Source organism: Halomonas sp. A40-4 (genome assembly GCF_015767635.1).
Lineage (GTDB): Bacteria > Pseudomonadota > Gammaproteobacteria > Pseudomonadales > Halomonadaceae > Vreelandella > Vreelandella janggokensis.
In genome coordinates this window covers 655,306-674,163 of record NZ_CP065230.1, presented here as the reverse complement: position 1 = coordinate 674,163, position 18,858 = coordinate 655,306, and the positions used below count along the sequence as shown (strand labels likewise).

At 53.6% G+C, this 18,858-nt stretch carries 22 protein-coding genes; 7 read left to right on the top strand and 15 right to left on the bottom strand.

Going from position 1 to position 18,858, the window contains the following annotated elements; genetic code table 11:
- Window positions 1-81 precede the first annotated feature (81 nt).
- Window positions 82-984, bottom strand: coding sequence for an alpha/beta fold hydrolase (locus IT895_RS03260; RefSeq protein WP_233337343.1), 903 nt, complete (start codon window positions 982-984; stop codon window positions 82-84).
- A gap of 91 nt (window positions 985-1,075) precedes the next feature.
- Between IT895_RS03260 and IT895_RS03255 the strand changes: the two genes are divergently transcribed.
- Together IT895_RS03255 and IT895_RS03250 are read left to right on the top strand one after the other, a co-directional pair.
- Window positions 1,076-1,648: a CGNR zinc finger domain-containing protein gene (locus IT895_RS03255; RefSeq protein ID WP_199284675.1), complete on the top strand. Its 573-nt coding sequence runs from the start codon at window positions 1,076-1,078 to the stop codon at window positions 1,646-1,648.
- Window positions 1,649-1,763: 115 nt separating this feature from the next.
- Window positions 1,764-3,008: a PDDEXK-like family protein gene (locus IT895_RS03250; protein WP_199284674.1), complete on the top strand. Its 1,245-nt coding sequence runs from the start codon at window positions 1,764-1,766 to the stop codon at window positions 3,006-3,008.
- A 220-nt stretch (window positions 3,009-3,228) separates the two neighbouring features.
- On the opposite strand, the gene IT895_RS03245 is transcribed toward IT895_RS03250, so the two are convergent.
- Window positions 3,229-3,816, bottom strand: coding sequence for a hypothetical protein (locus tag IT895_RS03245; protein WP_199284673.1), 588 nt, complete (start codon window positions 3,814-3,816; stop codon window positions 3,229-3,231).
- A 1,067-nt stretch (window positions 3,817-4,883) separates the two neighbouring features.
- On the opposite strand from IT895_RS03245, the gene IT895_RS03240 reads away from it, so the two are divergent.
- A complete protein-coding gene (locus IT895_RS03240; RefSeq protein WP_199284672.1) occupies window positions 4,884-6,077 on the top strand; it encodes an E22 family MetX-like putative esterase in 1,194 nt (397 codons plus the stop codon).
- Window positions 6,078-6,301: 224 nt separating this feature from the next.
- On the opposite strand, the gene IT895_RS03235 is transcribed toward IT895_RS03240, so the two are convergent.
- Both IT895_RS03235 and IT895_RS03230 read right to left on the bottom strand, forming a co-directional pair.
- Entirely contained in the window at window positions 6,302-7,558 is a 1,257-nt protein-coding gene (locus IT895_RS03235) for an MFS transporter (RefSeq protein WP_199284671.1), read from the bottom strand.
- Window positions 7,559-7,589: 31 nt separating this feature from the next.
- Complete coding sequence (locus IT895_RS03230; RefSeq protein ID WP_199284670.1) at window positions 7,590-8,744, bottom strand: aromatic ring-hydroxylating oxygenase subunit alpha; 1,155 nt, start codon at window positions 8,742-8,744, stop codon at window positions 7,590-7,592.
- Between the two features lie 193 nt (window positions 8,745-8,937).
- Between IT895_RS03230 and IT895_RS03225 the strand changes: the two genes are divergently transcribed.
- Window positions 8,938-9,831: a LysR family transcriptional regulator gene (locus IT895_RS03225; RefSeq protein ID WP_199284669.1), complete on the top strand. Its 894-nt coding sequence runs from the start codon at window positions 8,938-8,940 to the stop codon at window positions 9,829-9,831.
- Window positions 9,832-9,958: 127 nt separating this feature from the next.
- Here IT895_RS03225 and IT895_RS03220 read toward each other — a convergent pair whose 3' ends face one another.
- A complete protein-coding gene (locus IT895_RS03220) occupies window positions 9,959-10,189 on the bottom strand; it encodes a type II toxin-antitoxin system RelE/ParE family toxin (RefSeq protein WP_233337342.1) in 231 nt (76 codons plus the stop codon).
- Between the two features lie 116 nt (window positions 10,190-10,305).
- Here IT895_RS03220 and IT895_RS19495 point away from each other — a divergent pair, with 116 nt between their 5' ends.
- On the top strand, window positions 10,306-10,440 hold the full coding sequence (locus tag IT895_RS19495) for a hypothetical protein (RefSeq protein WP_267905861.1): 135 nt from the start codon (window positions 10,306-10,308) through the stop codon (window positions 10,438-10,440).
- 106 nt (window positions 10,441-10,546) lie between these two features.
- Here the strand turns inward: IT895_RS19495 and IT895_RS03210 are convergent, their stop codons facing one another.
- Both IT895_RS03210 and IT895_RS03205 read right to left on the bottom strand, forming a co-directional pair.
- Window positions 10,547-11,200, bottom strand: a complete 654-nt coding sequence (locus IT895_RS03210; protein WP_199284668.1) for a DsbA family oxidoreductase — start codon at window positions 11,198-11,200, stop codon at window positions 10,547-10,549.
- Between the two features lie 95 nt (window positions 11,201-11,295).
- Window positions 11,296-12,258 (bottom strand): ribonuclease Z, encoded by a 963-nt coding sequence (locus IT895_RS03205; RefSeq protein WP_199284667.1) that lies wholly within the window; start codon window positions 12,256-12,258, stop codon window positions 11,296-11,298.
- A 239-nt stretch (window positions 12,259-12,497) separates the two neighbouring features.
- On the opposite strand from IT895_RS03205, the gene IT895_RS03200 reads away from it, so the two are divergent.
- Together IT895_RS03200 and IT895_RS03195 are read left to right on the top strand one after the other, a co-directional pair.
- The gene (locus IT895_RS03200; protein WP_085919619.1) at window positions 12,498-12,743 is read left to right on the top strand and encodes a type II toxin-antitoxin system CcdA family antitoxin; all 246 of its coding nucleotides are present in this window, start codon (window positions 12,498-12,500) and stop codon (window positions 12,741-12,743) included.
- Window positions 12,743-13,060 carry a CcdB family protein gene (locus IT895_RS03195; RefSeq protein WP_199284666.1) on the top strand — a complete coding sequence of 106 codons (318 nt, stop codon included), beginning with the start codon at window positions 12,743-12,745 and terminating at the stop codon, window positions 13,058-13,060. The genes IT895_RS03200 and IT895_RS03195 overlap by 1 nt, the downstream gene beginning before the upstream one ends.
- A 242-nt stretch (window positions 13,061-13,302) precedes the next feature.
- Here the strand turns inward: IT895_RS03195 and IT895_RS03190 are convergent, their stop codons facing one another.
- The 8 genes from IT895_RS03190 to IT895_RS03155 all read right to left on the bottom strand — a co-directional run bounded on the left by IT895_RS03190 (window position 13,303) and on the right by IT895_RS03155 (window position 18,848).
- Window positions 13,303-13,797 (bottom strand): GNAT family N-acetyltransferase, encoded by a 495-nt coding sequence (locus tag IT895_RS03190; RefSeq protein WP_199284665.1) that lies wholly within the window; start codon window positions 13,795-13,797, stop codon window positions 13,303-13,305.
- A 106-nt stretch (window positions 13,798-13,903) separates the two neighbouring features.
- Complete coding sequence (locus IT895_RS03185; protein ID WP_199284664.1) at window positions 13,904-14,269, bottom strand: cupin domain-containing protein; 366 nt, start codon at window positions 14,267-14,269, stop codon at window positions 13,904-13,906.
- 72 nt (window positions 14,270-14,341) lie between these two features.
- Window positions 14,342-14,860: an AAA family ATPase gene (locus IT895_RS03180; RefSeq protein WP_199284663.1), complete on the bottom strand. Its 519-nt coding sequence runs from the start codon at window positions 14,858-14,860 to the stop codon at window positions 14,342-14,344.
- A gap of 53 nt (window positions 14,861-14,913) precedes the next feature.
- The gene (locus IT895_RS03175) at window positions 14,914-15,501 is read right to left on the bottom strand and encodes a histidine phosphatase family protein (RefSeq protein WP_199284662.1); all 588 of its coding nucleotides are present in this window, start codon (window positions 15,499-15,501) and stop codon (window positions 14,914-14,916) included.
- Between the two features lie 83 nt (window positions 15,502-15,584).
- On the bottom strand, window positions 15,585-15,908 hold the full coding sequence (locus IT895_RS03170) for a VOC family protein (RefSeq protein WP_199284661.1): 324 nt from the start codon (window positions 15,906-15,908) through the stop codon (window positions 15,585-15,587).
- Window positions 15,909-16,096: 188 nt separating this feature from the next.
- The gene (locus IT895_RS03165) at window positions 16,097-16,975 is read right to left on the bottom strand and encodes a DUF7281 domain-containing protein (RefSeq protein ID WP_199284660.1); all 879 of its coding nucleotides are present in this window, start codon (window positions 16,973-16,975) and stop codon (window positions 16,097-16,099) included.
- 2 nt (window positions 16,976-16,977) lie between these two features.
- A complete protein-coding gene (locus tag IT895_RS03160; protein WP_199284659.1) occupies window positions 16,978-18,225 on the bottom strand; it encodes a hypothetical protein in 1,248 nt (415 codons plus the stop codon).
- Complete coding sequence (locus IT895_RS03155) at window positions 18,222-18,848, bottom strand: condensin complex protein MksE (protein ID WP_199285397.1); 627 nt, start codon at window positions 18,846-18,848, stop codon at window positions 18,222-18,224. The genes IT895_RS03160 and IT895_RS03155 overlap by 4 nt, the downstream gene beginning before the upstream one ends.
- Window positions 18,849-18,858 lie beyond the last annotated feature (10 nt).

The window sequence follows — 18,858 nt, the reverse complement described above, 5'->3', positions numbered from 1 at the left end:
AAAGAAGGCCAAGCTTAACCGCTTGGCCTTCTTGCATAGATGATGCCCAGCTTGGAACAGAGGCTAACCTGTTGCTTCTCTCTATCTCTTCAGGTGGTTATCCAGAAACTCACGAATCACCGGGATAATGACATCGCCGTGGGTCTCCAGGGCAAAGTGCCCTGTGTCGTAAAAGCGAATGTCCGCCTGAGGCATATCACGCTTCCAGGCGTCAGCCCCCGGCGGCAGGAAGAACGGATCATGCTTCCCCCATACGGCGAGCAACGGCGGCTGATACGCCCGAAAATAGGCCTGAAACTCGGGATACTTCGCCACGTTGGAAGCGTAGTCCAGCAATAAGTCGAGCTGGATATCCGCCATCCCAGGTTGAGAAATATGCGCCCCTTCCAACGTATAGGCATCCGGTGCTACGACGCTTGTATCACTTACCCCCTCCACGTACTGCCATTTGATAGACGCCGGGGTCGGAAAGTCGCTGAGCGCATCACGATTCGCTTGTGAAGGGTCGTTCCAATACTTGCGGATTGGCTCCCACCCTTGTGAAAGCCCCTCCTCATACGCATTGCCGTTTTGCGAAATGATCGCGGTGATCTTTGACGGGTGAGCCTCTGCCAAACGCCAGCCAACAGGCGCACCATAGTCGTGAACGGCGATGGCGTAGCGCTCAAGGTTCAACTGCTCGGTAAATTGATCAATCGTCTTCGTCAGGTTGGCAAAGGTGTATTCATACTCACCCTGCGCCGGTGATTGAGTAAAGCCAAACGCCGGCAAATCCGGGGCGACGACGTGATAGCTATCGGCCAATGCCTCAATCACATCGCGCCACATATACGAGGACGCCGCGAACCCGTGCAGCATCAATACCGTCGGCGCCGCTGGATCTCCCGCTTCACGATAGAAGACATCGACATCGCCCACTGTCTCGAAACCGTAGTGAACCTGCCGCGCCGCCGATCCAGAAGCCGTCATATTTTCAGATGTCATAGCCAAGCCCTTAGTAACCATTAAAAATAACTTTTGAAGGTTATGAAGAAACATAGTAACCTGTCAAGTGTTAAATTAAAGGTTACTAAGCATGTCATCTAAAATTATCGCCCCGTTTATCGCCAGCAACCTCGCTCTCGATTTCATCAACACGCAATTTGGCGTCAGCGAAGCGCGCCAGGAATGCCTTCATGACGACAGCGGTGTAGTGGCGTGGCTTCAACAGGCGGGTGTACTGAAGGAAGCTTGTGAACCCCCACCGGCTGGGATCGCCCAGTTGGCTCGGAAACTGCGCGACAACATGCGGGATCTGCTCGTCTCGGCCCAACTGGAGCAGGCCGCAGACTCCGCCGTGGTCAATCACGTGCTGGAATGGGGTTACCCCATAGAGAAGATTGAATGGCAGCCGAGTGAGGCGGTGTTTCAGAAAAAAACGTATAAACGCAACATGGACAGCGAAAGCCTGTTACACCCCGTCGCCGCGTCGTTGGTCCAGTTGCTTACCGAGGAAAATCTGCAGCTCGTCAAACAATGTGAAGCCTCGGACTGCGTTCTCCTGTTCCACGATCAAACGAAATCCCACCGCCGCCGCTGGTGCAGCATGGCCGCTTGCGGCAACCGGATGAAAGCAGCTGCGCACCGGGCTAGAAAGAAAACCGGATAGCGTGCTTTGCGATCATGCCCGGTACGGGGAGACTCGGCGACTTCAGCTCGACAAGCGGATGATGATTCAGCAAGCTAATGCGTTGAATCAGTTTAAAATTATTTAGGATTAATTCATGCATTCAGAGTCGACTGATTTGGCAGCATTGGAGCGTTTTTTTGAAAAACTGGCACTTCTGCCCAAACCAGAACCAGCCACACCCAATTTGTTTTCCGTTGCAGGACCTGGCCAGCATGAGAATCGCTTATCTGACTTGATGGCCTTCTTTATGGGCGGTTACCCAGGGGCTCCCCGCTGGATGGCCAAGGCCGTGTTGCATGCACTCTTTCGTAAAGAGCGATTCGATCATGAGTCCCTACAGCGCATCGACTGGGAAGCAGTCACTACCGAGCGGGAAGCAGGGAACTGGAATGTCGAAAGCGCATCGACCAAGCGCCTTGACCTGGTGGTTTCGGGAAACGACTTTGTATTGGGTATCGAGCATAAAGTATGGGCTTCAGCGGAGAGTAACCCGTTTTATGCCTATGACGACTTGCTGAACAGCTATGAGGTTAAAGTCTACAAGTGCGTTTTATGCCCGAATGACGTTAAGAAAAGCGTTTGGGCACCCGCCAATAACGCTGGCTGGCCGACGCTATCTTACTCGGAAGTATTGGCCTCAGCTTATGAGCTGTACGGGCAAGACGTAGCCCCATCTAATCAGACCAAATGGCAAATTTTCTACCAAGAGTTGTTGCAGCATCTCACCTCTCTCGCCCATCCAACGGAAGAAAAGACAATGACAAAAGACGAGCTGGATTTTTCGTTGAAGCATTTCAATGATTTATACGAAGCATCCCAACGTCTGAAACAACTCGACAATGAATTGATGACGGAAGGTAAAAGCCATATTGCTACTGCATTGCAGATAGACACGACCGAGATTAGCACCAATAAAAAGCCGGAGGATTGGGGAGATCAGACAAGAGTGTGGCGCTTCTTCCCTCACACTTGGGGTGAAAATAATGGGAAAGGCTCTCAGGTGTGCTTGATATATTACCCGTCGGCAGAATCAGAAGGCGATGAAAGCATCGGCTTTGAGGTACGGGCATATTTGGAAAGTCAGGAAAGCAATGACCCCTGGCTGGAAAGAATCGAGCAAGCATTTCTGAAGGTAACTCCTATCACCAAACACCCAGACCTTGCTTGGTACAGAGACGGCCATGGCAATGACACTTGGCCTGAAGTTGCGGGGCGATGGCAGGCTTTGAGTGCTTGGCCCCGAGATTACACTAAGACAGGAGCTATGAAGGCGCTGGGTGATTTAGCGAAATGGGTAGATGAGCACGCATTCCAGCCAGAAACGCATATCACCGACTAAGCCTAACAGTAAGCACCCACCAACCACCGCTGTAACGTCTCCAATGACGCCTCGCCCGGCAATGCATTGCAATAACCGCTGCGCCAGCTGGGCGATATCAAGCCGAACGGTTCCCTTTCGCCAAGCGCATGATGATCAACCCAACGGGCTGAACTGGATTAAGAGACACCGGCGCGGGCTACGCCAAGTACCTGGATTGGAGTCTACTTTTTACGGCTTGCTACCCGCCATCCGATGAGGCGTCACCCGAACGCTCTGCTCCATTCTGCGCTTGAGGGCTAATTGCCTCTTTTACCCACCCATACCATCCCGCCTCAGATGCTATGACTCCAAGGCCGAAAGCAGCAACAGTCAGACTGAGCAGCCAAGCCACGATGCTCAACGGCATTTTTCCGACAAGACCAAGTGTCAATTCCTTCGGCCAGCCAGGTGAGGTTACAGCCGCGACCTCTGTCTCATCGAGATAGTAGACGACTCGATTATTCCCTTCTGCAAGCAGTGACTCCCGGATCCGTCGAGCAAGTTCATGAAGCTCCTCGGCTTGCGGCATAGTAAGGTCCGGACTGGACTTACTCGCTTCTTTAAGCATTAAGTGCATTTTACTGAGCTTGCCGAAGGCTCCGGCATCAAGTGTGCCCGAAAGTTTGAGCTCTTTCGTTAGATCTAGAACAATGCGTATGTTGTCGATCACATGATCGTTCCAGAGAGGTTCAGGCGTGCCGCTCGCCCCCATCTTATATTTAACATCATTAAGATATCGGATGGCCGTTCCGAGTTTTATAAATTTTTTAGCTTTATAATTATTCATGTGCTCTCCCCGGTGCAACGCCACATGCCCTAAATTTATGTCCAAGGCCAAGCAGTTACCCACATAACGCCTGGAATCTGCGTCCCTGAAACTCGAAAGTCATGCGCCAATTTCCGTTAACACTAATCGACTACCGCTCTTTACCTTTACCCCTTATCAGATGATGCCGACAAACAGGGATGCTCATGTCTTCCACTGACATAGCGGTGTTCAACCCTGCGAGCTGCTTACGCCGCTTCCTCGCGTAATAAAACTGTATGTCATCTGTGCTGCAAGCCGAATAGAACCAATTCAGTAGTTTGTGTCGGAATAATTTAATCATCCAAGACCTTCTGCGTGCTGCACACTTCGCAACACACAGGCTGACAAGTGACTATTCAGCGATGCTGGGGCCGCGAGCAGTGATAATATTTTCCGGCAGCTACGCGGCTTTATATGTATGACGCATTGTCTTTTTCACCACTAAGTGCGCTAGCCAACAGACCAGATAACACTATCCACCTACTTTGATAAAGAGGCGAAGGACTGCCTCGAAAATAAGCTAGAGCGTGCGCCTCAGGGATGATGGCGCGACACGGATTGCGGATTCACAAAAGGAGTATTTACTGATGAACAGTATCGTCTACATTGTTGGTGCCGTCGTTATCGTCATAGCGATTCTTTCCTTTCTGGGCTTGCGGTAGCACGCGGCTAAGACATGTTTTTATAGAGACTTACCCAGAGCCTGCGATGATTGACCATTCGCAGGCTTTTGCGTATCGCACTGAGTTACCACAGGAAAGGGCTTCAGATGCTGCTTTATATGGCCAAGTCGGTATACATGCTACTCAACTTTTCGCCTATTCCTCACGCAATCTAGCGCTACACCATCGATTTAACGGCGTCAGGCCGCTGCGTCAGCCGAACGACCTTAGCCTTCACATCATCAAGCGCCTCCTGCTCACTAAACCCAACAGCAAGCCTAAGGGTTAACCCCTTCAAAATGCGTTAAAAATGGCTAGGCTGTGAGGAAGGCCATTGCAGATGGTCAACAACAATCACAATGATCCCTTATCGCAGGAGAACTTATGGCGCTTATTCAACGGCATCCTCTGCTAACGTCAGCGTTTATCAGCATCGGCCTAATTGCCTCCTCATCACTAATGGCTTGGGACGGCCTAGTCGAAAAGCAGACCTTCGAGCTAGAAAACTTCACCACCCAAGGGGGAGAAACAATCCCCGAAGTAAGCGTGGGTTGGGAGGCCTACGGCGAATTAAACGAGGCCCGCGATAACGCCATTCTGATTACCCATTTCTTCTCCGGCACCAGCCACGCCGCCGGCCGCTATGAGACCGAGGGCGAACCAACCGGCTACTGGGATGCGATCATCGGCCCCGGCAAACCGCTGGATACCGATGAGTACTACATCATTGCCTCGGATACGCTGGTCAACCTCAACGCCCATGACCCGAATGTCACCACCACCGGGCCTGCCTCAATCAACCCGGATACCGGCGAACCCTGGGGCATGGACTTCCCGGTGGTGACCATTCGTGACTTTGTCGAGGTGCAGCGCGAGTTGCTGGAAAGCCAGGGCATTGAATCGCTGCATGCGGTGATGGGTGCCTCGATGGGCGCGCTTCAAGCCTTTGAGTGGGCCAGTGCCTACCCAGACCGGGTCGAGCGGCTGATTCCCGTGATCGGCGGCGGAGTGGCCGACCCCTGGCTGCTGGCAACCCTGAGCGCCTGGGGCGCACCGATTCGCCTGGATGCCAACTGGAACGAAGGCGACTACTACGACGGCGAGCCGCCCACCGACGGGCTTAAAGAAGCGCTCAAACTGGTCACGCTCAATGCCAACCACTGGGAGTGGGCCAACGAGACCTTTAACCGCGACTGGGCCGACGAAGAGCGCGACCCCGCTCAAGATATCAACGCCAACTACGCCATTGAGCAAACGCTGGATGACATTGCCGCTGCACGTGCAGAGGTTTCCGACGCCAACCATTTCCTGTATCTGGTTCGCGCCAACCAAACCTTTATGGCGGGCCACGGCGATTCTCTAGAAGCGGGGCTTGAAGCAATCGACGCCCCCACGCTGATGCTGTATAGCGAAAACGACCTCGTCTTCGCGCCCGAAGGCGTGCGCCACACCGCGGAGCTTATTGAAGAAGGCGGCAGCGACGTTACCCTTGAAACCCTGGAAGGCAATCGAGGCCATTTGGATGGCGTTGTCTCTATCGACCAGGCCAGCGATACGTTGCGGGAGTTTTTGCAGTAAGGGATCGAGCGCTGGCTCTTTGAGGCCAGTGCCACCCTCTTTTCAATGATATCGAAACGGGCCATTAGAACTGACGGTGCCGTGCAAGCGGCAATTCGTTAGCGTCGACGGAAACATGGATTCACAGCGCTTTAGTCCTGACGTAAAGATTGCCTGGGTTCTGTGGCCTGAGTTTTTCAACTCAGTATGCCAAATAACGGTGACGCTCGATTTCGTGCTTTCCTTCAGCCTTTTAACATCGGATCAACTGAGCCGGTTTCCCTCAAAAGCAGGGATGACACCACGCCCAAGCTGCTTATCATCAAGGGCAACACCAGGGCAATTTGATAGCTCTGAAGGGTTGGCGCCATTTCCAGTTCAGCATTGGCGACGATATCAAGAATAATCCCAAAGCCTGATTGAACCAACGCAGCTGTCAGAAAGGCGCCCATATTAACGAGAGCAATCGCAAAACCAACGTTCTCCAAGGCAACTGATTCCTTGGTAGCGGCAAAAATAACACCGACGGGGCCACCAGAAAGCCCTAGAAGTACAAACAGTGCCATTGCCACCCACCCCAGTTCCCACTCTGCAAACGCCATACAAGCCCATACCACGACGGATAACATACACGTCACAACAATGATGGGTTTCTTTGTTCCAATTCGGTCAGCGAACCATCCCCAAAATACAGAACCAATACCATAAATGGTCAACGTAACAGTGGCATATTGTGCAGCTTGTGCTGGTCGGATACTGAACCCCTCCGTCAACAATGGCACAGCCCATAATCCTAAAAACGCATACAAGGTTCCGTTGGTAGCAGCGACACAAACAAATAGTAACCACACCTGACGATTTCTCAGGACATATCGATTTCCACATTGTAATGGATGCACAGTCTTTTTGGCTTTGGCTTCACTTGTCTTTTTTGATCCTGGATCGCTTTTACAGAAAACAAGAAGGCAGGCAGTGGCCAATAAGGTAAAGGCTCCAAAGAAAAGGATGATTTCTCTCCAACTCAACCAATTCAATAAATGCGCGGTCGGGGTCTGTGCAATGACACTTCCTAGCGCAGCCAGAAGCATGGTGGTGCCCATCACAAGGGAGTGACGTTCTGAGGAAAACCAGGTAGCGTTGTAACTCATCAGGGCGACAAAAACGGCCGACAGCCCCAGTCCCAATAAAGCCGACCCTACAAGCAACACCACAAGATTTGGCGCAATGCCAAAGCAAAAAGCACCTATTGTCGTTATGCCACCCCCGATAATGCCAGCATTACGTATCCCCACCGAGTCCGTAAACATTCCAGCCGGCATCTGCATCAGCGTGTAAATCCAGAAATGCATCGACGCCACAATACCGAGTGTACTGGCGGTCAAACTGAGTTCTTGTTGCATACTTCCTGAAAGGGTCGAAGGCGCAAAGCGGAAAAAGAACCCACTCATGAAGATGCTGATGAGAAAGCACCAGCCTGCCCATTTAAGCCAGGCATTAGGCATCCGATTTCGCCTACCCATAATTGTGCCCGTGCTATTCATTCCCCACCTCCAGCAGCCTTTTTTGAATTAGCTCTGAAAAATAGGCGGCCACCGGCTCCGCTGGCGTGTAATGCCCCTGCACGCGATTTCTCAAACCTTCCAACTGGTATTCACAAATCTGATCATCTTCAAGAATTACTTGATCGAGCCGTTCGAAATAGTGTGGAGCGACCTCTTTAAAGTCACTGCGAGCCAAGGTTTCATCATGAAACGCGTAACCAACATTGACGCTTGTGCGAGTAGCTGAGATCGGGGTCTTCTGAATCCACCACATAACCTCAGGGGCCGTTACAATGAAAAAACCTGGCAGAATGACACAAAAGTGGGTGCCCTCTGCCGCTTCACCAGTAACACCATGGGGAGTTGAAAAGGCGAGGCTACGCTTTTCAGGAAATAATGCTGGAGAAAGAGAATTTTGATGGTAAACACCAAACCAATTGCGACCATGCTCTAACGGCGTAACAGGCTGACTACCAATTGAATGACTGTGAATGAAATTTGTATGTAGAGTCTCCATATCTACCTCAATATACAACTTCCAATTGGTCGTTAATGTATACGACTTTTCTTGGACACAGTGCATTCTTTGAACTTGGTGTGGTTTGGCTACATTATCGATGTAGCTGCCCAGATAGGATTTAAGCGGCATCTCATTTTCTTCATTAAGATTGATAAATACCAAGCCTGCCACGACTTCACATTGCACGGGCACAAGATTCAATCTGAGCTTTGAGAGCTCACTCCTTTTCACACTCCCACCTAAACCAGGAGCGCTCTTTAAATCCCCAAATGTATCATAGGACCACTTATGAAAAGGACATCTAAAGTATGTATTATTTCCACACCTGTCGCTCGTCAACGGAGCACCACGATGCCTACAGGTATTTAGAAAAGCCCTGATGATACCGTCTTCACCACGAACAACGATGACACTGCGTTCCAAGAAGCGACGGGTTACAAAGCTTCCAGGATTTTCAATGGAAGTCGACAGGCATACAAAATGCCAAGCTGAAAAATGGATGGCTTGTAGTTCACGCTCGAACCATTTTTCATTAGTATAGAATTCAGGATCGAGCATTTTTGAGAGACTTTCTTTAAGACACTTTCCTTCATCTCTAACATCCAGGGAACTAGTCGTTATCGTCATTTTCTTGTCCACATGTTGGTTTCCATAACAGGTGGTCAGAGCGTACAAAGCGATAGGCAGTAAATGGAAACGGAAATATTTGCCAGGGGGTATCAACTCATTCGATACTTGACTCACCCGCTTTTACGTCACCCGGTGGCTACTTACGTTAGTCATCAGGCGAGCAAGACGAGTCGGCCGCAGGAGGCAAAAAATGAAATGGAGCTTGGATCAGCTGCGTACCTTTATCTATGTTGCAGATTTGGGTGGTTTTTCACGGGCGGGAGAGCGACTTTTTCTGGCTCAATCTACTGTCAGTTGGCAAGTTCAGCAGCTTGAACGCCAGATTGGCGCTCAGCTGCTCTACCGCAGCCATAATGGCGTTACCCTTACCGAAAAAGGCTATGCCTTCTACCTGAGGGCGCAAAAAGTCATTACCGCAAACAATGAGGCTGAGCGTTGGTTGGCACAGAGTTGTGCTGACCGCCAGACCATACGATTCGCCACCACAGACTGTTACGCCAGTTGTCTATTGCCAAGCCTACTTGAACACTGGAAAGGCCAGTTTCCCAATGTGCAAGTATCGTTGGATTGCAGTTTCAGCACTGATATCTGGAGACGTTACAAGAACGGGGAATTTGATATTGCGCTGGCTCAGCATTGCCCTTCCGAAATCAATGCTGAGCCTGTCAGAGTTGAGCCGTTGGAGTGGGTATGCGCCAGAAGTTCGCTCGTCTGGAAACAAGGTACGTTACCCGTTGCTTTATTCGAGTATGGCTGCCCTGACAGAGAAATCATCCTGAATTCGCTCAAGGGCGCAAGCCGCGAATATAGCGTTGAGTTCGAAACCTATAGCTATGGAGGGCTGGTGGCTGCAGTGGAAAGTGGTGCTGTCGTTTCAGCGCTGCCCAAATCCACAATCCCGCCCACGCTCAGGCAGCTTGATAGCCAGCAAGGTCTCCCACGGTTGCCATCTTTAAATGTGAACTTAGCAAGTCCCAAAACAAGTAGTGACCACATATGCAGCCAATTGTATGACGCTATTGTCATGCACCTGGCCGAACACGAGCAGGGTTCAACGACCAAAGGCCAGGAGCTGCTCCAATAAGTGCTGCCTTACCCTCCAGCGCTATGGACGAGAACGACGTCACCCTATTTTCAGTCCCCGCGTATTCTCAAGAAGGGTTGAAACACGGCCACCCTATTCGCCCGCCAGTTCAGAAAAGTGGCCCGATTTACTCAGGGTGTATTCTCCAAAATCCCGCGCCAAGTAAAGCGACCCCGAATAGACGCTTTGGGCCTCCTTGCGGATGTCCTCGAGGGATGTCCATGTCTTCCACTGACGTCGAGGTATCCAAGGCAGCGAGCTGCATGCGCAGCTTCTTAGCATGATCAGACTGTATGCCTGCTGTGCTGCCGGTCGCGTAGAACCGTTTCAGTCCTTTGTGACGGAATGATTTAATCATGAGGAAAGAATAGCGTGTTGCACATCACGCTCCAATAAAATGACAGCGCTCTTGCGGTAATCCCCCAAGCTGATGCTGTATAGCGAAAACGACCTCGTCTTCCACCCCCCGAAGGCGTGCGCCATACCGCAGAGTTGATTGAAGAAGGCGGCAGCGACGTGACGCTTGAAACCCTGGAAGGCAATCAAGGCCATTTGGATGGCGTTGTTTCTATCGACCAGGCGAGTGATACGTTGCGGGCGTTTGTGTAGTAAGGGAATGAGCGCTGGCGTTGAGGTTAAAGCCAGCGCTTGAGAAGTTGCGATATAAACTAAACCAGCCTAACTCGCCGCAACTCAGGCCGGAGCCACTGAAACATTAGCGGCTAGCGTTTTCCTCGGCCACCTGACGAAGTGCATCGACAAGCACGTCGGCGGGCTGGGCACCAGAAATCAGGTAGCGCCCTTCGAGAATGAACCCTGGGACCGCGCTCACGCCTGCCTCCATGAATCGCTGTTCTGCCGCGCGAACGTCGTCCGCGTATTGATCTGACCGGGCAATAGCCTCAGCAGCGTCCCCGTCAAGCCCAATCTCGATGGCCTTCTCTCGCAGAACCTCTGGATCTGAAGGGTTCTTCGCCTCACCTAAGTAGGCATCAAATAATGCCAATTGCAGGGGCGTCTCTCGGTTCTGCGTGGCGGCCCACGCAAGCACGCGGTGGGCATCGAACGTATTGTGCGCCCGACGCTCCTGGGCGCCACGGAAATTCAGCCCAAGCTCTTCAGCCACCGCCATAATCTCGTGCTGGGATTGCTCCATGCTGGCCGCATCCTTGCCGTACTTGCGGCATAAATGCTCCAGAATCGGCTCGCCCTCGGGCGGCATGTCCGGGTTGAGCTCGAAGGGCTGCCAGTGTAGTTCAACGTCGATCTCGCCATCTAGTATTTCCAACGCTTGCTCCAAGCGCCGGTAGCCGATCGCGCACCACGGGCAGGCGACATCAGAGACCAGGTCGATTCTCACCGTTTGCATAAGGGCTCTCCTTGCTGGGTTCGGTCATCAGGGCGCAAACAACGCCAAGCCCTGGCTTGTACCATGAAACGCATAAACGCAACCAGCGCAGAACGCTACTCGCCCTCTATCTCAGCAAAGTGGCCCGCTTTATCCAGGGTGTATTCACTAAAATCCCTCGCCAAGTAAAGCGAACCCGAATAGACGCTCTGAGCTTCTTTGCGGATGTCCTCAATGGAAGGCGACGCATGGGGGTTGAGCTGGTAGCGGGGGCTGAAATGCGTCAGCACCAGGTTGGGGAGCGCCACCGATTCGGCAAACGTGGCGACCTGCCTGGCGTAGCTATGCCCCACGTCACCGGCCTTCTCGGCCATTGCTTCGGTGTAGGTAGCTTCATGCACCAGCACCTGCGCCCCCGCGCACGCCTCCGACAACAAGTCGGGCTGGTCATTGTCCCCAGCGACCACGACTTTCCTGGGTTTGTGTTTGGAGATAAGGAAGTCACGGCTTTTTAACCGCTCACCCGCGAACTCGATATCAAAGCCCTGCTTCAACTGCCCCCACAACGGCCCTCTCGGAATCCCCTTTTGTGCCAGCTTATCCACATCCAGAGCCGATTCGACCTTTCGCTCCGTCAACCCATAAGCATAGGACGGCGCCCGGTGCGAAAGCCTGTAGGTGGTAATCGCAATGCGCTCAAACTCGACGCTTGGCAGGTCATCAGAGCAGACAAATTCAACATCGAAGGGTAACGATAGCTGGGTGGCCTCGCAGGTGGCGTCCAACCATGCCTTGATGCCAGCGGGCGCCACAATGGTCAGCGGCGCTTCCCGGCCGTTCATCGCCGCGCTCGCCAGTAGGCCCGGCAACCCATAGCAATGGTCGCCGTGCACGTGGGTAATCAGGATGGCTTTCAGTGAATTCAGCGACAGTTTCGTGTGCAGGACCTGATGCTGGGTGCCCTCACCACAATCGATCAGGTACCAGCCCTTCCCCTTGCTCTCTCGCAACGCGACACCGGAGACGTTTCTTTGCTTGGTGGGCACACCAGCGGAGGTGCCGAGGAAGAGTATATTCATCGTTTGCTCGTGATCTCTTAAGTACACGCTTTGGGCACAAGATGAAGCCAGCCTGGTCGCTATGTTTGCGCTCTAGTAATCACCACGGTAAACAGACTGCCAACCTAAATAATTTCGTGTTGGCGGGCTAACCATGGGCTTTGATGGATTAACGTCCGAAGCAGCAAGCGCATGCTTGAATGCGCACTGACATGCGCATAAACTTAGACAACACATTGAATAGCCACTTGGAGGCTCCAATGGCCGAACTTTATAACGCAGCCGCGCCAAAAAAAGCGGCGAACCTCTCAGTCAATAGCGACCTGCTGCGTAAGACCCGTGAACTGAACATTAACTTGTCCGCTACCCTGGAGCGAGCCCTGAAAGAAGAACTCTCCAAACGCGAAGCAGCCCAATGGGTGGAAGAAAATCGCGCTGCGATCCAAAGCTACAACGATTTTGTCGAACAACATGGATGCTTCGGCGACGAATTCAGGGAATTTTGATGGCACAGTTCGATGTATACCCCAACCCAAGCAAAACCAGCAAAGCGCACTACCCATACCTTGTCGATATTCAGAGCAGCCTGCTGAGCGAACTGACAACGCGCATCGTCATCCCGTTGGGGAAACGCGCCGCATTGGGCGGCAACGCTATGCAAGGGCTCACGCCAGAAATCAGCTTTGCAGACCAGGAATTTCTACTGTTGACCCCGCAAATTTCCTCTGTTTCTGAAAAGCATCTCAAAAACCCGGTGGGTTCTTTATCGCATTTCAGAGACCAGATTGTTGGCGCCCTGGACATGGCCATCATGGGCATTTAACGACCTGATTAAGCGGCTTCGAAGTCCAGGGGGTGGATTCCATCCAAATTGACCGTCTTCCGAGCCACCCAAGGGTCATACCTATCCTGCCTCGCCAACCAGCTCTCTGGCGTTCGCCCGAGAACCTTGGATAGTCGAAGAGACATCTCCGGGCTAATGCCACTACTTCTCACGCAACGCGACCCCGGCGATGTTTCTTTGCTTAGTGGGTACGCCAGCGGATGTTCCGAGAGAGAGTAAATTCATAGCTTGCTCGTGATCTCTCTTGCAACCTCATTGGCCGTTGCACTCATGAACATTAAGTCATCCGTGGATTCTGACTCGATGACTGAGAAGCCAAGGCTTGAATATACAGAACGAGCGGCGTGATTGTCTCGATAGACGCGCAGCGTCACCGTCGACGCGCCGGTTGACTCTCTGGCCTTTGCTACCAGCTTTTCGCAAAGCAAGCGGCCTACGCCCTTTCCTCTTGCCTCAGGCGAAACAATAATCCTGCCGATATGAACCGCACCCTGCTTTCCCGGCCAGAACTGGCCAAACCCAACGCAGCGGTTATCACTATCGGATAAGCAATAGCTTGAGCACCCTTCAACGGCGAGTAGCTCCGGCAACTTGGATGCAACAAAAGGAAACGGCACGGATGGCCCAGCCCAGCGAGAACAGGCTTTCTTATCACTGACCCAAGCCGCGATAGCGTCGTAATCGGTTTGCTTTGGGGTTCGTAGAGTTGTTTGCATACGTCTAACGCTGCTCAGCACGCGTGGCGATATAGTGAATGCGAAGCCGCAACGTAAACGCCATCGCCGTGCTTGGCCTTGTTAGCGAAAGACGGCATGCCCGCCACTATACCCAGACATCATTTTCCGCCTGGAGCTCTCCGCCAGAGTCTCCGGTATTCACCACGCCTCGGGGCTCAATTAGAAGAACATGACACTCACTTTCAGCGAAGGGTCTATGTTCCACCCCTTTGGGCACTACATACATTTCACCCTCGGATAGATGAACAGTACCACCTCGGAGTTCGATGCCCATTGCACCTTTGACGACCAGAAAAACCTCGTCCGTATCTCTATGGTCATGCCACACAAAATCGCCCTGAAACTTTGCCAGCTTGAGCTGATAATCGTTCATTTCAGCGACCACACGTGGCGACCAGTACTCAGAAAACTTTCTGAATTTTTCGGCTAAATTAACTACGTCTGACTGCATTGGTATGCCCCCTGTTGTCTCGCTAACGCCAATGCTTGGTTGCTGCCTGAATCGCGGCAGCGCTTTGGGCAGTCAACTGAAGCTTCTAGTTAGGCCTTTTTTCCTCAAAACTTCTATTTGCTCAGACACTGACATAGCTCCTTCTAGATTTATGACGCGACATGAGCGCTTTTCTAGCCATGCTCGGTGTCTGGCTAGACTTCGTCCCGGCGCTGTTCCCTCATCATACTGTGCCGCCCATTCTAGGAAATCAGGATCTGCAGCGCCGTAACGATGAATCTCTCGTTCCCGAAGTCTTTTTATACGAGTAGCTGCTTCGACATAAAGAAAAACCACCAAGTCGAACGCATCTTCAATTTGGGAACCCCATTCCATTACAGATCCAGCGACAACCGCGCTCGAATGGCTATGCAGGCTCGACAGCATTAGCCCCCGCCTCTCCTCAATTGTTCTTTTCTCCTTAAACGGCGGGCTGGTTTGCAGCCAATAGATATCGTCTGCCTCAATGAAAGCAGCATTCAACTCTGTGGCGAGAGCTCTGCCAAGCGTGCTGGTTCCCGAGCCAGCCGCGCCGGTAATCAAAACATGCATTGTTAGACCTAACGTTTCCGTCGCCGGGGCCAGAAGTGGCGCGCCAGCGACGCTTATGGCCTCCGGTGCACGGCTTGGTTAGAGCACATGGCACGATTAAGGAAGCCCACTGTGTTTACCTCCCCCACAGAAACATGGCTTAGCCCGCAGTTGTCGTGGGGGAATCGCGTTTTTGATGGCAACGCCAGAAAACTGTTCAACAGCTCACGTATCATGTGCCCGTGAGTCACGACCAGGATTTTAGATGCAGATTGAGAGAAAATAACCTCTTGTGCCTGCATGACCCGCCTGAGAAACGCACCGGCTTGTTCGTTTTTTGCTGGGTGAAAATAACCGGACCCGTGAGGCGTGTAAACGGGCTCTTCTTGAGAGGCTGAGTTATCAAGTATCAACTGGCCTTCAGCTAAACAGGGATGGACCACGATAGGAAGCGACGCGGCTTGCGCGAACGGCTCAATCGTATTCCGAGCCCTAGAGTAAGGAGAGCAAAGAATAGCTTTTATTCCCAATTCCATCAGACCATCAATGATCTCTTGGGCCTGCCAGTGCCCGAACTCTGTCAAATCATCCTCACAACCCGAGCTAGGTGAACCAGCCCGGTTTGATTCTGTTTCAGCATGTCTCAACAGAAATATTTCCATATGCCTCATGCTCTAACGCCAAGCGCACCGGTGACCTTGACGCAGCGAAGACAAGGGCATCCGTGTGCCGCGAATTGTTATGGTCATTGCTCACTAAGCTCAACCTTTCTCCCATCAGGATCTCGAACGATGTAAACCTGTTTGCCATTGAATTCGTGCTGGCTCTCAGTTGCCACTTGGGAGAGAACCTGCGGTATGTGTTTTACCGAGAAACCGACCCTGGCATTGTCCACAGCCTCATTTTCCGCCAATGGATAAAGCTCAAACACAAAACCGGCATCTCGCGACGAGTAGTGCAAAGGACCACCACCGTGCTTCTCCTTGACGAAGGTAAACCCTAGCGATTCATAAAACTGCTTACTTGTTTCCAATTCTTTGCACCGTAAGACGAGCAAGTTGATTTCCATGTTTCACCTGAAGGCCATAACAGTGATTCTACGCACCGCTACAAAGCCTCAATGAACGCGACGGCGCATTGATTAAGATTTTGCAGCCAAACGCTTTGACTCTACCCCATTGATTCTTCGAAGAGCAAAGCCAATTTTGGCAATAAAGCCAGAATTCGCGTGCCGGCGCGTTTTGCCGGTTTCAATCATCACACCAGCGCCACGCGCTCCAACTGCTCACCCAACAACTGCTGCCTTAGCCCGCGCTGCTGGTCGAGTAGCAGCGTTAGATACGGCTGTAACGGATGTACGGCGGGTAGTTGGTCGCGGTGGCGTTGCAGGCGTGGGCGGTGTTCGAGTTGCTTGGCGGGGTCGTGGAGTGTAGTGGCCTGCTCGGTGAGCCATGTTAGCGGCGGGAGTAATAAGTGCGAGGCGTCGCTGGAAAGCGCGATGCTGAGGCCTTTTACATCGAAATCGCCCGCGTAGAGGTGTGGCTTTTGGATTGCGTTCCAGGCGCTGGCGAGTTGCTTGAAGCCGCCGCCGTAGTGGCTATCGCCACGGTAGACGACCAACGGATTAGCGTAGCCGCTTAGCGGTGCTAGTTCAGGCGAAAACTCGTAGAAGCTATCCAGGTTCTCCACCTGCACCAGCACGTCGCACTTTTCAAGATGTATATCGCGCCAGTCAACATCATGTATTGAACGTGGCTTATCAGACAGCCATGCGGGCGTACGCGCGGGAACATTAACCAGCACCCGCTGAGCGCGTGGACGTTCGCGATTACCCTTGTCTTCGTCTAGCCCTTCCTTTGCCTGTTCGGCACTGCTCTTACTGCTTAGCAGTCGACCAATAGGTGCCAGCCGTTGGCTGTCGAGCACCTCATCAACCTCCTTGATAAGCGCGCGATCAAAAAGAAGCGTTTTACCGCTCAACCTTAGGCCAAGCTCGATATTGTGCGCGTCACACCAACTGCAAAACCGTTCCACCCATTGGCTACGCGTTTTTTCCACTCGTGATTGCCTGCGCAGCAAACCTTCCACTTCGCTTAACTTTTTACGCAGCTGAGGCGTTAGATTTTCATCGCCCATGCTCACACCGCCAAACTCAGCGCGACATCGTGAATCAACCTCACCTCATTGAACGGACTGGCCTGCCCTTCTTCCTGCTGGATATGGAAAGCACGCTGTTCGCTGTGCGGTAGGCCCTGGAATTCGGCGATGACCTGGAAGAGCCATATCTCGGCGTTCCAGGTCAGTTCGCTGGTGTGCAGGTATTCCAGCGCGCTGATGGGTTGGTCGGGCTCGGTCTTGTCGACTACGTGGAGGTAGAAGGTTTCCACATCCTGCTTGAGCGCTTGCTGGCGGGCGGCGACGTGGTCGCCTTCGCTGCTTTGCGAGGGCCGTGCGGCGCTGACCGATTGCACCGAGTGGGCGGGCGCGGGGATGTCGTTAAGCAGCGCGCTTAGCGTGGCGGTGTCTTGGGCGCGGTCCAGCGCTGCGGAGCCGGCGGCGGTGAGCGGTGCGGCGCGGTTGAACAGCGTGGGCACCTCGCTGCGCCGGGCGTAGTTGCCGGGCACAAAGCCGGGGTGTTCACGCAGGAACGCCGCCATGCCCGCCACCAGGCGGCTGCGCGACTGCATATGGCGAAAGCGCGCCATCAGCTCGATCAGGCGGTGCTGTACTTCGCGCAGGCTGGTGTAGTGCTCGCTCAGCTGCTGCTGTAGCTGGCTGATCAGCAGCTTGCGCAGGGTGCCGTCGCTGCCCACCAGGGCAATCAGCTCGTTGAAGTCGATCAGCGCCAGGCCGTCGAGCAGGCGCACCACCTGCTTTTGCGCCCGGTCGTTCTCGCGCACCTTATCGTTCAGGCGGCTGACAAAGCCAAAGTCGCTGTTGAGGCGCTGCCAGAGGCTGTCGATGGCGTCGGCAAAGCGCCCGCTCATGTCGTCCACTGCCTGGCGCAGCCGCAAAAGCTGCTGCTCCTGCTGCCAGTAGTCGCCCCGGTGGCTGGACTCGCGGTAGCTCTCGACCAGGCTGCGAATCAGCTCCAGCGTCTCGGCCACATCGGCGTTGACGTGGCGGCGCGCCTCGTCGGCGACCATTTCGGCAATCAGCTCGCGCACCTTGGGGGTGAGCTTGACGCCGCTCTGCTCGTCGGGCCGCCAGACAATCCGCGCCGCCAGCAACCTGCGCAGCGCGGTATTGCTTAGTCCGTCGAGCGGCACTTCATCATGGGCGTAGCCCTGCATGAGGGATTCGGCGTGGCGCCCCAGCAGCGACAGGCGCTCGACGCCGGTGGTGATCAGGCGGCTTTCCAGCCCCGGTGTGTCGGCTTCGCTCACAGCAGCGCCTCCTGGGTGGCCTCGCCCTGCTCGTCAACGGGCAGGTGTTCCTCATCGCGAATAAAGCGCACCAGGTCCAGCAGGTAGTCGATCTTGCCGGTGACCAGAAAGACCTGCCGCTCGCCGTGGGGCTGGAGCAGATAACCGTGCTCCTTCAGGCGCTTGAACACCTGCTTGACCTGGGCGTCCAGCTGATCGCTCTGGGAGCCGAAGAAGCTATCGGTGGCCAGGCGTTCGATGCGCTCGCGCAGGCTGGGGTTGTCTTCGCTCTTGGCCTGCAGTTCGCCGGGCTTGAGCACATCGCCGGGGGAAAGCACGCTGTCGCGGCCGAGCGCTTCCTGGACCAGCTGCAGCCACTCGAGCACCGGCAGCAGGCTGTGCAGCGTGTCGCTGAGCTGGCGGGAGAGCTGGTCGCGGGCGCTGTCGTCGAGCTGACGCCAGGCGAGGAAGTAGACACTGGCGTCCGGGTTGCTCGCCAGGCGGCGATTGAGCGGGCGCAAATAGTCGTCGATGGCCTCGCGGGTGTCTTCATCCTCAAGGCGCTGAAAGGCGCTTTCGTCGCTCACCGCGCAGATAAACTCGCCGGCCAGCAGGCGCTCCAGCAACGGGCCATGGGGTAGCAGACCATTGGAT

What these genes read in the sequence shown, in the direction of transcription:
- IT895_RS03260 (WP_233337343.1), bottom strand. Translation starts at nt 984, where the DNA reads ATGACATCTGAAAATATGACGGCTTCTGGATCGGCGGCGCGGCAGGTT.
- IT895_RS03255 (WP_199284675.1), top strand. Translation starts at nt 1,076, where the DNA reads ATGTCATCTAAAATTATCGCCCCGTTTATCGCCAGCAACCTCGCTCTC.
- IT895_RS03250 (WP_199284674.1), top strand. Translation starts at nt 1,764, where the DNA reads ATGCATTCAGAGTCGACTGATTTGGCAGCATTGGAGCGTTTTTTTGAA.
- IT895_RS03245 (WP_199284673.1), bottom strand. Translation starts at nt 3,816, where the DNA reads ATGAATAATTATAAAGCTAAAAAATTTATAAAACTCGGAACGGCCATC.
- IT895_RS03240 (WP_199284672.1), top strand. Translation starts at nt 4,884, where the DNA reads ATGGCGCTTATTCAACGGCATCCTCTGCTAACGTCAGCGTTTATCAGC.
- IT895_RS03235 (WP_199284671.1), bottom strand. Translation starts at nt 7,558, where the DNA reads ATGCCTAATGCCTGGCTTAAATGGGCAGGCTGGTGCTTTCTCATCAGC.
- IT895_RS03230 (WP_199284670.1), bottom strand. Translation starts at nt 8,744, where the DNA reads ATGACGATAACGACTAGTTCCCTGGATGTTAGAGATGAAGGAAAGTGT.
- IT895_RS03225 (WP_199284669.1), top strand. Translation starts at nt 8,938, where the DNA reads ATGAAATGGAGCTTGGATCAGCTGCGTACCTTTATCTATGTTGCAGAT.
- IT895_RS03220 (WP_233337342.1), bottom strand. Translation starts at nt 10,189, where the DNA reads ATGATTAAATCATTCCGTCACAAAGGACTGAAACGGTTCTACGCGACC.
- IT895_RS03210 (WP_199284668.1), bottom strand. Translation starts at nt 11,200, where the DNA reads ATGCAAACGGTGAGAATCGACCTGGTCTCTGATGTCGCCTGCCCGTGG.
- IT895_RS03205 (WP_199284667.1), bottom strand. Translation starts at nt 12,258, where the DNA reads ATGAATATACTCTTCCTCGGCACCTCCGCTGGTGTGCCCACCAAGCAA.
- IT895_RS03200 (WP_085919619.1), top strand. Translation starts at nt 12,498, where the DNA reads ATGGCCGAACTTTATAACGCAGCCGCGCCAAAAAAAGCGGCGAACCTC.
- IT895_RS03195 (WP_199284666.1), top strand. Translation starts at nt 12,743, where the DNA reads ATGGCACAGTTCGATGTATACCCCAACCCAAGCAAAACCAGCAAAGCG.
- IT895_RS03190 (WP_199284665.1), bottom strand. Translation starts at nt 13,797, where the DNA reads ATGCAAACAACTCTACGAACCCCAAAGCAAACCGATTACGACGCTATC.
- IT895_RS03185 (WP_199284664.1), bottom strand. Translation starts at nt 14,269, where the DNA reads ATGCAGTCAGACGTAGTTAATTTAGCCGAAAAATTCAGAAAGTTTTCT.
- IT895_RS03180 (WP_199284663.1), bottom strand. Translation starts at nt 14,860, where the DNA reads ATGCATGTTTTGATTACCGGCGCGGCTGGCTCGGGAACCAGCACGCTT.
- IT895_RS03175 (WP_199284662.1), bottom strand. Translation starts at nt 15,501, where the DNA reads ATGGAAATATTTCTGTTGAGACATGCTGAAACAGAATCAAACCGGGCT.
- IT895_RS03170 (WP_199284661.1), bottom strand. Translation starts at nt 15,908, where the DNA reads ATGGAAATCAACTTGCTCGTCTTACGGTGCAAAGAATTGGAAACAAGT.
- IT895_RS03165 (WP_199284660.1), bottom strand. Translation starts at nt 16,975, where the DNA reads ATGGGCGATGAAAATCTAACGCCTCAGCTGCGTAAAAAGTTAAGCGAA.